This is a genomic window from Halomonas sp. LBP4 (assembly GCF_003202205.1).
GTDB lineage: Bacteria > Pseudomonadota > Gammaproteobacteria > Pseudomonadales > Halomonadaceae > Halomonas > Halomonas flagellata.
Map to the genome: position 1 here is coordinate 581,555 of NZ_PDOG01000003.1, position 16,243 is coordinate 597,797.

Sequence of the window (16,243 nt, forward strand, 5' to 3'; positions counted from 1 at the left end):
GAGGAGCAGGGCACGGGGCGGTAGCCGCCAGGGTCGGTCGACCCCATAACGTCAGCCTAGCCCCAGCTCGTGGGTGGCTTCCTCGCGCATCTTGAACTTCTGGATCTTGCCGGTGACGGTCATCGGGAACTCGTCGACGAACTTCACGTAGCGCGGGACCTTGTAGTGGGCGATCTTGCCCTTGCAGAACTCCTTGAGCTCGTCGGCGGTGAGGGACTCGCCTTCGCTCAGCTTGACCCAGGCCATCACCTCCTCGCCGTACTTCTCGTCGGGCACGCCGATCACCTGGACGTCGGAGATGGCCGGGTGGGTATAGAGGAAGTCCTCGATCTCGCGCGGGTAGATGTTCTCGCCGCCGCGGATGATCATGTCCTTGATGCGGCCGACGATGGCCACGTAGCCCTCCTCGTCCATGGTCGCCAGGTCGCCGGTGTGCATCCAGCCGGCGCCGTCGATGGACCTGGCGGTGGCCTCCTCGTTCTCCCAGTAGCCGAGCATCACGCTGTAGCCGCGGGTGCACAGCTCGCCGGTCTCGCCGCGGGGCACCACGGCGCCGGTCTCGGGGCTGACCAGCTTGACCTCCAGGTGGGGATGGATGGTGCCCACCGTGGTCACGCGCTTCTCCAGCGGCGCGTCGGTCTGGGTCTGGAAGCTCACCGGGCTGGTCTCGGTCATGCCGTAGCAGATGGTGACGTCCTGCATGTGCATGCGCTCGATCACCTTGCGCATCACCTCGATGGGGCAGATCGAGCCGGCCATGACGCCGGTGCGCAGGGTGGAGAGGTCGTAGCGCTCGAAGTCCGGGTGTTCGAGCTCGGCGATGAACATCGTCGGCACGCCATAGAGCGCGGTGGCCTGCTCCTCGGCCACGGCACGCAGGGTCGCTTCCGGGTCGAAGCCGTCACCGGGATAGATCATGGCGGCGCCGTGGGTCATGCAGCCGAGGTTGCCCATCACCATGCCGAAGCAGTGGTAGAGCGGTACCGGGATCACCAGCCGGTCCCGCTCGCTGAAGCCCATGGTGCGGGCGACGAAGAAGCCGTTGTTGAGGATGTTGTGGTGGGATAGCGTCGCCCCCTTGGGGGCGCCGGTGGTGCCTGAGGTGTACTGGATATTGATCGGGTCGTCGAACTGCAGGGTCGCCTGGCGCTCGGCCAGCTGCTCGGCGGAGACCTCGTCGGCGTGGGCCAGCAGCCCCTGCCAGCTGAGCATGCCGGGCAGCGCGAGCTCGGCGTCGAGGCAGACCACCCGCTTCAGCTCGGGCAGCCTGGCACAGGAAAGGGGGGCCGGGGCCTTCTCATCATGGAGCTCCGGAGCCTTCTCATCATGGAGCTCCGGAGCCTTCTCTTCATGGAGCTCCGGGGCCAGCTCTTCATGGAGCTCCGGAGCCTTCTCTTCATGGAGCTCCGGGGCCAGCTCGGCCAGCGTGGCCACATAGTCGGAGCCCTTGAAGGCGCCCTGCAGGATCAGGGTCGAGGCGCCGGAGTGCTTGAGCGCATACTCGAGCTCGTGGGTGCGGTAGCTGGGATTGATGTTGACCAGGATGGCGCCGATCTTGGCGGTGGCGAACTGGGTGATGGTCCATTCGGCGCAGTTGGGTGACCAGATGCCGACCCGGTCGCCTGCCCCGACACCCACCGCCAGCAGGGCGCGGGCCGCCCGATCCACCGCCTGCTGCAACTCGGCCCAGGTGTAGCGCAGCCCCTGGTGCAGGCTGAGCAGGGCGTCGCGGTCGGGGAAGCGGGCAACGGTGTCGTCGAAGCAGTCGCCGATGGTCTGGCCCTTCAGGGGCGTGTCGCTGATGCCACTGACATAGCTGATCGGAGTGTGTTGGCGTGTCATCTTTTCCCGTCTCTTGTTGTTGCAATAGGGCGTGGTGGCGCAGGAGCGTCAGCGGCCGGTCGACTCCGTCTCCAGGCTGGCCAGGACTTCGCGGGCGCGGCTCTCCACATCGTCGAGCTCGCGATGCATCAGGCGGATGTCCTCGAGCTGGCGCTCCAGGTTGGCCCGCTTGTCGGCGAGGATCTCGAGCAGGCGCTTGAGCTGGCGCGCATTGCCGTCGGGCATGGCGTCGTACATCTCCACCACCTCGCGGATCTCGGCCAGCGAGAACCCCAACCGCTTGCCGCGCAGCGTCAGCTTGAGGCGTACCCGATCCTTCTCGTGGTAGATGCGGGCCTGGCCACGGCGTTCCGGCGCCAGCAGGCCCTCCTGTTCGTAGAAGCGGATGGTCCGCGGCGTCACCTCGAACATCCGGGCCAGTTCGCCGATCGTATAGGTGCGACGCTGTCGGGACAGGCCGCCGTTGGCCGGCTCCTGGGGGGCCGATGTGCGCTTGCTCATGAGCGTCTTCCTTATACTTTATATTGGCAGGCAGGGGCGCAACCGCCGCCACGTACCCGCAACACTAGCCGAGCTTTACGTTAACGTAAAGTGCTTGTCGACCATGGGCCGATGTGTGATAAACCTAGCAAGTGCTAGGTTGGTCGCTGGGCCTGCACGCGACAACGACAATGCACGCCAATCCACACTATGCCGAGACGAGGGTACTTCCATGGACTTTTCCCTGACCGACGATCAGAAGGCGCTGAGCCAGGCGGCCGCCGACTTCGCCAGGGCCGAGCTGGCCGATCATGCCGCCGAGTGGGACGCCACCTCACACTTTCCGGTCGACGTCATTCGCCGGGCCGGGGAGGCCGGGTTCCTCGGCATCTACATTCCCGAAGAGCGCGGTGGCCTGGGGCTCTCGCGCCTGGATGCCTCGCTGATCTTCGAGCAACTCGCCCAGGGCTGCATCTCGACCACGGCCTATCTTACCATCCACAACATGGTCGCCTGGATGGTCGCCAGCTGGGGCAGCGAGGCCTTGCGCGAGCAGTGGGTCGATCGCCTGGTCAGTGGCGAATGCCTGGGGTGCTACTGCCTCACCGAGCCGGGTGCGGGCTCCGACGCCGCCAGCCTCAGGACCCGGGCGGTCCGCGAGGGCGACGACTACGTGATCAGCGGCTCGAAGATGTTCATCTCCGGCGCCGGCGCCAACGACGTGCTGGTGGTGATGGCGCGCACCGGCGACCCCGACAGCGGGGCGGGGGGCATCTCGGCGATCCTGGTGCCGGCCGATGCCGAGGGCATCGGCTACGGCAAGAACGAGGAGAAGATGGGCTGGAAGAGCCAGCCGACCCGCCTGGTCAGCTTCGATGCGGTGCGGGTCCCGGTGGGCAACCGCCTGGGCGCGGAGGGCGAGGGCTTCAAGCTCGCCATGAAGGGGCTCGACGGTGGCCGCCTCAACATCGCCAGCTGCTCCCTGGGCGCGGCCCAGCAGGCGCTGACCCTGTCCCGCAATTACCTCGGCGAGCGCAAGCAGTTCGGCCGCGAGCTCTCGAGCTTCCAGGCGCTGCAGTTCAAGCTCGCCGACATGGCCACCGAGCTCGTTGCGGCGCGGTTGATGGTGCGCCAGGCGGCCTGGCGACTCGACCAGGGCGACCCCGAGGCCACCGCCCACTGTGCCATGGCCAAGCGCTTCGCCACCGACATGGGGTTCACCGTCTGCAACGAGGCCCTGCAGCTCCACGGTGGCTACGGTTACCTCAAGGAGTTTCCCCTGGAACGCATGGTGCGTGACACTCGGGTGCACCAGATCCTCGAGGGAACCAACGAGATCATGCGCGTGATCGTCGCCCGCCGGCTGCTCGCCGACGGGGTGGTCGAGTCGCTTCAATAGCCAACAGGAGAACCTACTGATGTCGGACCTTGCAGTGATCTTCGACGAGCTGCCGACCCGTGACGGCGGGCGCATCGGGGTCGCCACCCTCAACGCCGCGAAGTCCCTCAACGCCCTGTCGCTGGAGATGATCCGCCAGCTCGAGGCCAAGCTCGAGGCCTGGGCGGTGGATCGCAGCGTGGTGGCGGTGTGGCTCGAGGGGGCCGGCGACAAGGCCTTCTGCGCCGGCGGCGACGTCGTCGCGCTCTACCGCTCGCTGACCGAGGAGGGCGAGAATCGCGGCGCCGGTCGCGACAGCGTCTTCGCCGAGACCTACTTCAGCGCCGAGTACCACCTCGACTACCGCATCCATACCTACCCCAAGCCGCTGCTGGTGTGGGGCGACGGCATCGTCATGGGCGGCGGGCTCGGCCTGATGGCGGGCGGCTTCCAGCGGCTGGTCACCGAAACCACCCGCATCGCCATGCCCGAGATCACCATCGGCCTCTATCCCGACATCGGTGCCAGCTGGTTCCTGGGGCGGATGCCGCGCGGCGTGGGGGCCTACCTGGGGCTCACCGGTGCCCCGCTCAACGCCCGCGACGCCCTCGACCTGGGCCTGGCCGACCGCTTCGTCCCCCGCGAGCGCCGCGAGGCGCTGCTTAGCGCCCTGGAGGAGGCCGACTACGGCCAGCGCACCCCCCGGGACCTGCGCGCCGGCGTCCAGGCGGTGCTCAACGACATGGAGGATCGCAGCCGGGTTCCCGCCGGCCAGGTATGGCCGCATCTCGATCATATCCAGTCGCTGGTCGGGCATGTGGATGCCGCCACCGCCGTCAGGCGCATCCTGCGCGACGAGACCGACGACGCCTGGCTGGCCGCCAATCGGGCGCGACTCGAGGCCGGCTGCCCGATGAGCGCCCAGCTGGTGTGGCGCATGCTCGAGCGTCACGCCCACACCAGCCTGGCCGACGCCTTCCGCGACGAGCTCAGCCTCTCGGTGCAGTGCTGCCGCCGGGGCGAGCTGGTCGAGGGCGTGCGCGCCCTGCTGATCGACAAGGACAAGACCCCCCGCTGGCAGCATGCGGACGCGGCCAGCGTCCCCGAAGAGGACATCCTGGCGCTGATGGCGCCGCTGTGGTCCGACGCGTCGCATCCGCTGCGCGATCTCGGCACGGGACATCGCCTCGGCTGACGCGCGGCCGTACCCCTACACTTCATAACGAAGGTAACCCCGCTTCGGGGTCAGACCCTTAACCCCACTTTGGGGTCTGACCCCAAATACAACTTAACAATCATCAGGAGCCAACCATGAACATCGCCTTTATCGGCCTCGGCAACATGGGCGCGCCCATGGCCACCAACCTGATCAAGGCCGGCCACCAGGTCCGTGTCTTCGATCTGGTCGAGAGCGCCATCCAGGCCCTGGAAGCCGAGGGCGCGACACGCGCCGAGAGCGCCGCGGCCGCCACCCGCGGTGCCGAAGTGGTCATCTCCATGCTGCCGGCCGGTGCCCATGTGCGCGGGCTCTACCTGGGCCGTGACGGCGAGGGCGGCCTGCTCGACGCCCTCGACCACAAGCCGCTGATCATCGAGGCCTCGACCATCTCGCCCGAGGACGCCCGCCTCGTCGGGACCGCCGCCGCCGAGCGTGGCCTGACCTATCTCGACGCCCCGGTCTCCGGTGGGGTGGGCGGCGCCAAGGCCGGCACCCTGACCTTTATCGTCGGTGGATCGGAGGAGGGATACGCGCAAGCGAAACCGGTGCTCGAGGGCATGGGCAAGAACATCTTCCATGCCGGCGAGATCGGCGCGGGGCAGGTGGCCAAGATCTGCAACAACATGCTGCTCGGCATCCTGATGTCGGGGACGGCCGAGGCCCTGGCGCTGGGCGTCAAGAACGGCATGGACCCCGCGGTGCTCTCCGAGATCATGAAGCAGAGCAGCGGCGGCAACTGGGCGCTCAACGTCTACAACCCCTGGCCCGGGGTGATGGAGGGCTCGGCGGCCTCCCGCGACTACCAGGGCGGCTTCCTCACCGACCTGATGGCCAAGGACCTCGGCCTGGCCTGGGAACTGGCGCTGGGCTCGAAATCGACCGTGCCCATGGGCTCCCAGGCGCGCAACCTCTTCGCCCTGCACAGCGCCCAGGGCAACGGCAGGCTGGACTTCTCCAGCATCCAGAAGCTGTACCGCGCCGGCGAGGATAAACCCTAACCCCGCCTTGGGGTCAGACCCCAAAATCCCCTTAGGGGTCTGACCCCGGCCGAGTTGCCAAGCCTGTCATGGTGCACGTGACGAGCGGATTCGCCGCCGTCGGGGGCTGACCCCATAGGGCCCTCCCAACGCTGGCAACCTACCGCCAAGACACCCTCAACAATCTGATTTTTCAGCAGGATTCCTGGGGATCCCTCGGGCTCTGGCCCCCAGGGAGGCATCCTCGGCGCCTGAACCGAAGCGGGCAAAAGATCGCGGCAGGGGGTTGGCAGGGGCGTGTGTATACTCTACATTTAATGAAAATGTAGAAATTATCGCCACCCGTCGAGGAACCCCGTCATGAGCCAGATCACCCCCGTCACCTGGGAAGACCCCCTCCGCCTGGTCGACCAGCTCAGCGAAGACGAGCGCATGGTCCAGCGGACCGCTTACGACTACTGCCAGGAGAAGCTGCTGCCGCGCGTGCTCGAGGCCAACCGCCACGAGCACTTCGACCGCGAGATCATGAACGAGATGGGCGAGCTGGGGCTGCTCGGCGCCACCCTCGACGGCTACGGCTGTGCCGGCCTGAACTACGTCAGCTACGGCCTGATCGCCCGCGAGGTGGAGCGCGTCGACTCCGGCTACCGCAGCGCCATGAGCGTCCAGTCGAGCCTGGTGATGTACCCGATCCACGCCTTCGGCAGCGACGCCCAGCGCGAGAAGTACCTGCCCAAGCTGGCGACCGGCGAGTGGGTGGGCTGCTTCGGCCTCACCGAGCCGGACCACGGCTCCGACCCGGGCGGCATGAGCACTCGCGCCACCCGCACCGAGAACGGCTGGCGCCTCAACGGCACCAAGACCTGGATCACCAACTCGCCCATCGCCGACGTCTTCGTGGTCTGGGCCCGCGACGACGAGGGCGTCATCCGCGGCTTCATCCTCGAGAAGGGCATGGAGGGGCTGTCCGCGCCCAAGATCGAGGGCAAGTTCAGCCTGCGCGCCTCGATCACCGGCCAGATCGCCATCCAGGACGTCGAGGTCGCCGACGCGCAGCGCCTGCCCGGCGTGCAGGGCCTCAAGGGTCCGTTCTCCTGCCTCAACCGGGCGCGTTACGGCATCGCCTGGGGCAGCATGGGCGCCGCCGAGGCGTGCTGGCACGCGGCCCGCCAGTACACCCTGGATCGCAAGCAGTTCGGTCGCCCGTTGGCCGCCAACCAGCTGATCCAGAAGAAGCTCGCCGACATGCAGACCGAGATTACCCTGGGGCTGCAGGCGGCCCTGCGAGTCGGCCGGATGATCGACGACGGCCAGCTGGTGCCCGAGGCGATCTCGCTGATCAAGCGCAACAACTGCGGCAAGGCGCTGGACATCGCCCGCGTGGCTCGCGACATGCACGGCGGCAACGGCATCAGTGACGAGTACCACGTGATCCGCCACATGATGAACCTGGAAGCCGTGAACACCTACGAGGGCACCCACGACGTGCACGCCCTGATCCTGGGGCGGGCCCAGACCGGCATCCAGGCCTTCGCCAATTGACGCTACAAACTACTGCGCTAGGCCATGCGGCGTTGAAATCAGCCTTAAAATGCTCATTTACAACCACGTAAACTCCGCTTTTTCGGCTGATTTCGCCTTGCCTGGCCGTCGCTCGTGACGTTTGTAATACCTCAATGGAGCATTTCATGAGCGGACCCCTGTCGGGCGTGGTGGTGCTGGATCTCTCGCGGGTGCTGGCCGGGCCCTGGGCCGGCCAGCTGCTCGCCGACCTGGGCGCCCGGGTGATCAAGATCGAGCATCCCGGGCGCGGCGACGACACCCGCGGCTGGGGCCCGCCCTGGCTGGCGGAAGACCTCGAGCGGGGCGGCGACGCCGAGCGGGTGGCGGCCTACTTCCTGTGCGCCAACCGCGGCAAGCGTTCGCTGGCCGTGGACATCGCCACGGAAGAGGGGCAGCGGCTGGTCCGCGAACTGGCGAAGGGCGCCGACATCCTGCTGGAGAACTTCAAGGTCGGCGGCCTGGCCAGGTACGGGCTCGACTATGCCAGCCTGCACGCCCTCAACCCGCGGCTGATCGGCTGCTCGATCACCGGTTTCGGCCAGGACGGCCCCTACGCCCATCGCGCCGGCTACGACTTCATGATCCAGGCCATGGGCGGGCTGATGAGCCTCTCCGGCGAGCCCGACGGCATGCCGATGAAGACCGGCGTGGCGATCACCGACGTCATGACCGGGCTCTACGCCGCGGTGGGCGTGCTGGCGGCGCTGCACGAGCGCGGGCGCACCGGCGTCGGCCGCCATATCGACGTGGCGTTGCTCGACGTCCAGGTGGCCACCCTCGCCAACCAGGCCCTCAACGCCCTGGTCAGCGGCGTCTCGCCCGAGCGCCACGGCAACGCCCACCCCAATATCGTGCCCTACCAGGCCTTCGCCTGCGCCGACGGCCACCTGGTGGTCACCGTGGGCAACGACACCCAGTTCGCCCGCTTCGCCAGCCTGCTCGGCCACCCCGAATGGGCCGAGGACCCGGCCTACGCCACCAACGCCGCCCGGGTCGGCAACCGCGAGGTGCTGGTGCCGCTGATCGCGAAGATCATGCTCACCCGCGGGCGCGACGACTGGCTCGCCGAGTGCGAGGCCCGCGGCATTCCCGCCGGCCCCATCAACACCCTCAGCGAGGTGTTCGACGACCCCCAGGTACGCCACCGCGGCATGCGGCGTACCCTGTCGCGGGGCGAGCTCGAGGTGCCCCAGGTCGCCAACCCGCTGCGCTTCGACGGCGAGCCCGCCACCAGCGAGGTCGCCCCGCCGCGGCTCGGCCAGGACAGCGACGCCATCCTGGCCGAGATGGGCCTCACCGCGGACGACATCGCCCGGCTGAGACGGACAGGGGTGGTGCGCTAAGAAAACCTTGGGGTCAGACCCCAAAGGGGGCTTAGGGGTCTGACCCCTCAGGGGGCTTAGGGGTCTGACCCCTCAGGGGGCTTCAGCGCGGCGAGAAGCGCCTTGTGAGCCCCATCTCGGCGATCATCCGGGTGGAGATCTCCTCCACCGAGAAGCGGGTGGTATCGATGAAGGGGATGTGCTTCTGGCGGTAGAGCCCCTCGGCCTGGCCGACCTCCTGCACGCACTGGTCCATGGAGCTGTAGCGGCTGTTGGGGCGGCGCTCGTGGCGGATCGCCGCCAGGCGGCGGGCGTCGATGGTCAGCCCGAACAGCTTGTGGCGATGGGCCGCCAGGGCCCGGGGCAACCTGAGACTGCCGTCCTCGTCGAGGTCGTCCTCGGTGAGCGGGTAGTTGGCCGCGCGGATGCCGAACTGCAACGCCAGGTAGAGCGAGGTCGGCGTCTTGCCGCAGCGCGAGACGCCGATCAGGATCACGTCGGCCTTGCCGTACTGGTGGGTGTGGGCACCGTCGTCATTGTCCAACGCGAAGTGCACCGAGTGGATGCGGTCCATGTAGACCTCATCCTTGCCGATGGAGTGGGTGCGGCCCACGGTGTAGCTGGAGTGGGTCTCCAGTTCCTGCTCCAGGGGCGCGAGGAAGGTCGAGAAGATGTCGATCTTGAAGCCGATGGCGCCGCGGATCACCTCGCGGATCTTCTCGTCGACGATGGTATCGATGATGATCGGCTGTTCCCCGTCGTGAACGGCCGTGGCCTCGATCACCTCCGCCAGGGCGCGGGCCTTGTCGACCGAGTCGATGTAGGGCTTGGTGATCATGCGGATCTCGACGTTCTCGAACTGGGCCAGCAGGCTGCGGCCCAGGCTCTCGGCGGTGATGCCGGTGCCGTCGGAGATGAAGAAGGCGGTACGGGTCATGGTCGGTCCAGTCGCTCGGGCGGGAGATGGGGCCCATTGTCGATGCTGGCCAGGCCGCGGACAAGCGGCGGGACCTTTGTGCTCCCGGCCCTTGCCACTACAGAAAACCGGCGAATCGGCCGATTGTTGTAAAAATCCTCCAGTGACTTCGATGTTAGACCAATGGCGAATATGGTTGGCCGCTGTTAGAGTCGCGACCATCCCTTCATGCCCAAGCGACCGGCACCGTCATCCGGCATGAAGCACCTATCGTCGATATATACTCGGAGGTCACGTGGACGATTACATTCTGTGGTTCGATCAGTTGGGCATGGACGACGTCGAGCGGGTCGGTGGCAAGAACGCCTCCCTCGGCGAGATGATCTCGAACCTCTCCGGTGCCGGTGTCACCGTGCCCGGCGGGTTCGCCACCACGGCCCACGCCTACCGGGAATTCCTCTCCCACGAAGGGCTCAACGACCGGATCAACCAGGCGCTGGCCCGGCTCGACGTCGACGACGTGGGCGAGCTGGCCCGCGTCGGCGCCGAGATCCGCCAGTGGGTGATCGACACCCCGCTGCCGCCGCTCTTCGAGGAGCACCTGCGCACGGCCTACGACAAGCTCGTCACCCAGCACCCCAACCTAAAGGCCGCGGTGCGCAGCTCGGCCACCGCCGAGGACCTGCCGGACGCCTCCTTCGCCGGCCAGCAGGAGACCTTCCTCAACATCGAGGGCTTCGACAACATCAAGCGCGCGGTGCACGAGGTGTTCGCCTCGCTGTTCAACGACCGCGCCATCTCCTACCGCGTGCACCGCGGCTACGCCCACGAGAACGTGGCGCTCTCCGCCGGCATCCAGAAGATGGTGCGCTCCGAGACCGGCGCCTCCGGCGTGATGTTCACCCTGGACACAGAGTCCGGCTACCGCGATGCGGTCTTCGTCACCGCCTCCTGGGGGCTGGGCGAGACCGTGGTGCAGGGGGCGGTCAACCCCGACGAGTTCTACGTGCACAAGCCGACGCTGGCCGCCGGCCGCCCCGCCGTGCTGCGCCGCAACCTGGGCTCCAAGCTGATCAAGATGGTCTACACCGACGATGCCAGTGCCGGCAAGTCGGTGGCCACCGTGGATGTCCCGCTCAAGGAGCGCGGACGCTTCTGTGTCAACGACGACCAGGTGATGGCCCTGGCCCGCCAGGCGGTGACCATCGAGCAGCACTACGGTCGCCCCATGGACATCGAGTGGGCGCTGGACGGCGACGACGGCCAGCTCTACATCGTCCAGGCCCGTCCCGAGACCGTGGTCTCCCAGCAGGAGGGCGGCAAGCTCGAGCGCTTCCAGCTCAAGGAGAAGGGCCGCACCCTGGTGGCCGGCCGCGCCATCGGCCAGCGCATCGGCAGCGGGGCGGTGAAGATCGTCTTCTCGCCGGACGACATGGACAAGGTCAAGCCGGGCGACGTCCTGGTCACCGACATGACCGACCCCGACTGGGAGCCGATCATGAAGCGGGCCTCGGCGATCGTCACCAACCGCGGCGGCCGTACCTGCCACGCGGCGATCATCGCCCGCGAGCTGGGCATTCCCGCGGTGGTCGGCTGCGGCGAGGCCACCGAGCTGCTCCCCGAGGGCCGCGACGTCACCGTCTCCTGCGCCGAGGGCGATGCCGGCCACGTCTACGAGGGGCTGCTCGAGTTCGACCGCCGGGTGACCAGCGTCGACGCCATGCCCGAGATCCCGTTCAAGATCATGATGAACGTGGGCAACCCGGACCGCGCCTTCGGTTTCGCCGGCCTGCCCAATGCCGGCGTCGGCCTGGCACGCCTCGAGTTCATCATCAACCGCATGATCGGCGTGCACCCCAAGGCGCTGCTCGAGTACGACACCCTGCCGGCCGACCTGCAGCAGACCATCGACCTGCGCACCGCCGGCTACACCGATCCGGTCGGCTTCTACGTCGACAAGCTGGTCGAAGGCATCGCCACCCTGGCCGCCGCCTTCCACCCCCAGCCGGTCATCGTGCGGCTGTCGGACTTCAAGTCCAACGAGTACGAGAACCTGATCGGCGGCAAGCTCTACGAGCCCGGCGAAGAGAACCCGATGCTCGGCTTCCGCGGCGCCGCGCGCTACATCTCCGACTCCTTCCGTCCCTGCTTCGAGCTGGAGTGCCGGGCGCTCAAGCGCGTGCGCGAGGAGATGGGCCTGGACAACATCCAGATCATGGTGCCCTTCGTGCGCACCACCGACGAGGCCCGCGAGGTGGTCGAGCTGCTCGCCGCCAACGGCCTGGCCCGCGGCGACAACGGGCTCAAGGTGATCATGATGTGCGAGCTGCCGGCCAACGCCCTGCTCGCCGACGAGTTCCTCGAGCACTTCGACGGCTTCTCCATCGGCTCCAACGACCTGACCCAGCTCACCCTCGGCCTCGACCGCGACTCCGGCATCGTCGCCCACCTCTTCGACGAGCGGAACCCGGCGGTCAAGAAGCTGCTGGCCATGGCGATCCAGGCCTGCAAGGCCCAGGGCAAGTACGTCGGCATCTGTGGCCAGGGCCCGTCGGACCACCCGGACCTCGCCAAGTGGCTGATGGAGCAGGGCATCGACTCGGTCTCGCTCAACCCCGACGCCGTCCTCGAGACCTGGTTCATGCTCGCCGGCGAGACCCTCGGCTAAGCCCCCTGTGGGGTCAGACCCCAAAATTGACTTAGGGGTCTGACCCCGATGCAGGACCACGCCCGGCCGACGCGAGTCAGCCGGGCGTCTCGTATGCGTTATCGCCTATGCTGTTACTCTCCGTTCCGCCAACGACTACAAGGAGAGTTGCCCATGACGACCCCCGCCATGCCCTTCCGCCGTTGCGTGCTGGTGCCGGTCACCGCGGCGCTGATGATCGGCCTGCCGCTGTCGGCCCCGGCCGAGGTCGAGACCGAGGAGGCCTTCGCGTACGACATTCCGGCCATCGCGCCGGAAGTCAGCTCCGGCTTCGAGGAGAAGCCGGGCTGGGCCACCGAGCGCTTCGCGGTGGCGGCGGCCAACCCGCTGGCCACCGACGCCGGCTATCAGGTGCTCAAGGCGGGGGGCAGCGCCATCGATGCGGCCATCGCCGTGCAGATGGTGCTGACCCTGGTGGAGCCGCAGTCGAGCGGCATCGGCGGCGGGGCCTTCCTGATGCACTTCGACGGCGAGGAGGTCACGGCCTTCGACGGTCGCGAGACGGCCCCGGGCGAGGTGGACGAAAGCCTCTTCCTGGACGAGGAGGGCGAGCCGCTGGCGTTCATGGATGCCGCCGCCAGCGGCCTCTCGGTGGGGGTGCCCGGCACGGTGCGCATGCTGGAGATGGCCCACAAGGAGCACGGCAAGCTGCCCTGGGCCGAGCTCTTCGCCCCGGCCATCGCCCTGGCCGAGCAGGGCTTCCCGGTCAGCCCGCGGCTGCACTCCAGCCTGGCGGGGGAGGAGCGGCTGCGCGACGACCCGCTCGCCGGTGGCTTCTACTACGATGACGACGGCGCGCCCCTGGCGGTGGGCCACGAACTCAAGAACCCGGCGCTGGCGGCCATCCTGGGCGAGATCGCCGAGAACGGCAGCAAAGCGCTGCATACCGGCCCCATCGCCGAGGACCTGGTGTTCCGGGTGCAGGAACACCACGAGCGCCCCGGCCGCCTGAGTCTCGAGGACCTGGCGAGCTATGCGGCCAAGGCGCGCGACCCGCTGTGTACCGACTGGCAGGCCTACAGCGTGTGCGGCTTCCCGCCGCCATCTTCCGGCCACCTGACCGTGATGCAGATTCTCGGCATCCTCGAGCACCTGCCGGCCGTGGAGGAGCCGCTGGTGGACGGCCTGCCCGGCGAGGCCTGGTTGCACCAGTTCCTCGAGGCGTCCCGGCTGGCCTTCGCCGACCGCGGCAAGTACATCGCCGACCCGGCGTTCGTCGACCCCCCCGGCGGCGGCTGGTCGAGCATGCTCGACCCCGACTACCTGGCCCTGCGCGCCGACCTGGTCGGCGACGAGAGCCTGGGCAGCGACGGGGCCACGCCCGGCAACCCCGGGAAGCTGGCCACCGCCTGGGCGGTACAGCCCGACCAGCCCGAGTACGGCACCAGCCATATCAGCATCATCGACGAGGAGGGCAACGCCATCGCCATGACCACCACCATCGAGTCGGCCTTCGGCTCGCGGATCATGGCCGACGGCGGCACCGGCCTGCCCGGTGGCTACCTGCTCAACAACGAGCTCACCGACTTCTCCTTCACCCCCGAGGACGAGAGGGGCAGCCCCATCGCCAACCGCGTCGAGCCACGCAAGCGGCCGCGCTCGAGCATGAGCCCCACCCTGGTCTTCGAGCGTGACGGCGGCGAGCTGGTGGCGAGCCTGGGCTCCCCGGGCGGCGCGGCGATCATCCACTACACCGCCAAGGCGCTGGTGGCCATGCTCGACTGGGGGCTCGACGCCCAGCAGGCGCTCGACCTGCCCCACGCCATCACCCTGGGCGGGCCGGTGTTCCTGGAGGCGGGGCGCTACCCGGCCGCGACCCTGGAGGCGCTCAACGCCCGCGGCCATGACGCCAGCGAGCGCGAGCTGGTGAGCGGCCTGCAGGCGATCCAGCGCACCGAGGCGGGCTTCTTCGGCGGCGCCGACCCGCGCCGCGAAGGGGTGGTGATGGGCGATTAGGTCCTCAGCCAGTTGCGCAACTTGACCAGCAGCAGGGCGCCGTCGCTGAGGTCCCGGCGGTCGTCGATCAGCTCGGCGAGCAGCTCGGGGCGGTCGGTGATGATGGCATCGACCCCCAGGTCGATCAGCTGCGACATCCGCGTCCGGTTGTTGATGGTCCAGGCGTGCAACTCGTAGCCGTAGACCTGGGCGAGGCGGATCTCGTTCTCGGTGATGCGGTTGTGGCGCAACCCCAGGGCATCGAAGCTGCGGCGATCCAGGGTGCCGGGCAGGATCAGCTGGGCCAGCAGGGTGGTCTTGAGGGCGGGTTCCCGCGCCTTGATCTCCGGCAACAGCGATGGCGACATGGTGGCCAGGCGCGTCTCGCCGAACACGTCCGGATCGCCGCAGGCCGCGGCCTCGAGGGCGTTGAGGGTGGCGCCCAGGCAGGCGGCACGTGCCTCGGCTTCCCGGTGCAGGGCCTCGATCACCGCCTCGACCAGGGCCACCTCGCGACCCGGGTCGGGCTTCATGTCGATCATCAGGCGGCTGCGGCCGCGTACCGCCGCCAGCGCCTCGTCGAGGCCGGGGATCCGCTCGCCGACGAAGGCATCCCCGAACCAACTGCCCACGTCGAAGGCGGCCAGTTCCTCGCGGCCCAGCTCGCGCAGGTCCCGGGGGTCGCCGGTCAGCCGGGTGAGGCTGCGGTCGTGGTAGAGCACCACCTGCTCGTCGGCGGTGAGGCGCACGTCGATCTCCACGTAGTCGGCGCCATCTGCCACGGCGCGTTTCACCGCGGCCAGGGTGTTCTCGGGTGCGACCAGGGAACTGCCGCGATGGGCGATGTTGGTCACCCGGTCGCGAAGCTCGAAGCTGTTGACGATCAACCAGGCCTGGAAGAGGGCAAAGGCGATCACGCCGAGCTCCACCCCCCAGGCCAGTCGGCCCGGGTGGGCGTCCGCCGGCGGTGGGGCGGGGCGCGGCTCGCGATGGGCCAGGCGCAGGTAGAGGCAGGCACCGAGCAGGGCGTTGGCGGCGATGCCGACGAAGGTGATGGCGAGCGTCAGCAGCACATAGGCGGTGAGATAGCCGAACATGGCCGGGATGAGCACCGCGTTGCGCTCCGGCAGCCACCACAGCATCGGCGTGAAGACCCGGTCGAACAGGCTGGTGGCCAGGAACGGCAGGGCGATGATCACCACCAGCAGGGCGATCACCGCCACGGCGATGTGGTGGCGGCGGCTGCGGGTCAGGTGGTGGCTGCGGGTCAGGGCCTTCAGCGGCGAGAGGTTCTCGATGACGACCAGCGGCAGGGCGAGGATCCAGCGGAAGTAGAGGGTCGCGGCCAGCGCCACCCAGATCACCAGCAGCGGGCTGGCCACGGCGAGGAACTGCCACATCGCCGGCGGGCGAACGCGCTGCACGTAGTAGGGGTCCAGGCCGCCGAGGAAGGCGCCGTAGAGCCAGGCCACGGCGAAGGCCACCGGGATCAGCAGCAGCAGGTGGGTGCCGACCTGGACCACCACCAGGCCCGCCAGTGCGGGCAGGCGGTGCAGGGTCGCCCAGAGCGACTCGAAGGCGAGCCAGTAGTGGTTGTCCCGCGGGCGGATCGCCACCAGGATCATCCCGGCCTGCTGCAGGTAGAGCACCAGGAAGGTCAGGCCGATGGCCGCCAGCAGCCAGAGCATGCCGCCGGTGCTCATCAGGATGTCGACCAGCTCGGCGTTGGTCAGCACCGGCCGGCCGAACTGGCCCAGCAGGCGCGTCAGGGTCCAGGCCACCGCGGGCAGCACCAGGCTCGAGGCCAGCAGGGTGAAGAAGAGGTGGTAGGCCACCAGAGGACGCAGATGCTCGCGCAGGCTGCGCAGCACCGCGTGACTCAGTTGCGGAAGGGCCAGCATGGG

11 protein-coding genes are annotated in these 16,243 nt (G+C 68.4%); 7 read left to right on the forward strand and 4 right to left on the reverse strand.

Annotation, left to right across the window (positions count from 1 at the left end; translation table 11 throughout):
* Positions 1-51: 51 nt before the first annotated feature.
* On the reverse strand, positions 52-1,842 hold the full coding sequence (locus CR157_RS13100) for an AMP-binding protein (protein ID WP_110283953.1): 1,791 nt from the start codon (positions 1,840-1,842) through the stop codon (positions 52-54).
* Positions 1,843-1,890: 48 nt separating this feature from the next.
* Positions 1,891-2,343 carry a MerR family transcriptional regulator gene (locus tag CR157_RS13105; RefSeq protein ID WP_110283954.1) on the reverse strand — a complete coding sequence of 151 codons (453 nt, stop codon included), beginning with the start codon at positions 2,341-2,343 and terminating at the stop codon, positions 1,891-1,893.
* Between the two features lie 211 nt (positions 2,344-2,554).
* On the opposite strand from CR157_RS13105, the gene CR157_RS13110 reads away from it, so the two are divergent.
* The 5 genes from CR157_RS13110 to CR157_RS13130 all read left to right on the forward strand — a co-directional run bounded on the left by CR157_RS13110 (position 2,555) and on the right by CR157_RS13130 (position 8,802).
* Entirely contained in the window at positions 2,555-3,721 is a 1,167-nt protein-coding gene (locus CR157_RS13110; RefSeq protein ID WP_110283955.1) for an acyl-CoA dehydrogenase family protein, read from the forward strand.
* 19 nt (positions 3,722-3,740) lie between these two features.
* Positions 3,741-4,895, forward strand: coding sequence for an enoyl-CoA hydratase/isomerase family protein (locus tag CR157_RS13115; RefSeq protein ID WP_110283956.1), 1,155 nt, complete (start codon positions 3,741-3,743; stop codon positions 4,893-4,895).
* 116 nt (positions 4,896-5,011) lie between these two features.
* A complete protein-coding gene (gene mmsB, locus CR157_RS13120; protein ID WP_110283957.1) occupies positions 5,012-5,917 on the forward strand; it encodes a 3-hydroxyisobutyrate dehydrogenase in 906 nt (301 codons plus the stop codon).
* A 339-nt stretch (positions 5,918-6,256) separates the two neighbouring features.
* On the forward strand, positions 6,257-7,438 hold the full coding sequence (locus CR157_RS13125; RefSeq protein ID WP_110283958.1) for an acyl-CoA dehydrogenase: 1,182 nt from the start codon (positions 6,257-6,259) through the stop codon (positions 7,436-7,438).
* Between the two features lie 146 nt (positions 7,439-7,584).
* Entirely contained in the window at positions 7,585-8,802 is a 1,218-nt protein-coding gene (locus CR157_RS13130; protein ID WP_110283959.1) for a CaiB/BaiF CoA transferase family protein, read from the forward strand.
* An 82-nt stretch (positions 8,803-8,884) separates the two neighbouring features.
* Here the strand turns inward: CR157_RS13130 and ppsR are convergent, their stop codons facing one another.
* Positions 8,885-9,718: a posphoenolpyruvate synthetase regulatory kinase/phosphorylase PpsR gene (gene ppsR / locus CR157_RS13135; RefSeq protein WP_110283960.1), complete on the reverse strand. Its 834-nt coding sequence runs from the start codon at positions 9,716-9,718 to the stop codon at positions 8,885-8,887.
* Between the two features lie 274 nt (positions 9,719-9,992).
* On the opposite strand from ppsR, the gene ppsA reads away from it, so the two are divergent.
* Positions 9,993-12,365 (forward strand): phosphoenolpyruvate synthase, encoded by a 2,373-nt coding sequence (gene ppsA / locus CR157_RS13140; RefSeq protein ID WP_110283961.1) that lies wholly within the window; start codon positions 9,993-9,995, stop codon positions 12,363-12,365.
* A 153-nt stretch (positions 12,366-12,518) separates the two neighbouring features.
* The gene (locus tag CR157_RS13145; RefSeq protein WP_373681018.1) at positions 12,519-14,360 is read left to right on the forward strand and encodes a gamma-glutamyltransferase family protein; all 1,842 of its coding nucleotides are present in this window, start codon (positions 12,519-12,521) and stop codon (positions 14,358-14,360) included.
* On the opposite strand, the gene CR157_RS13150 is transcribed toward CR157_RS13145, so the two are convergent.
* Positions 14,357-16,240: a glycerophosphodiester phosphodiesterase family protein gene (locus CR157_RS13150; RefSeq protein ID WP_110283962.1), complete on the reverse strand. Its 1,884-nt coding sequence runs from the start codon at positions 16,238-16,240 to the stop codon at positions 14,357-14,359. The two genes, CR157_RS13145 and CR157_RS13150, sit on opposite strands and share 4 nt — an antisense overlap.
* Positions 16,241-16,243: the final 3 nt, after the last annotated feature.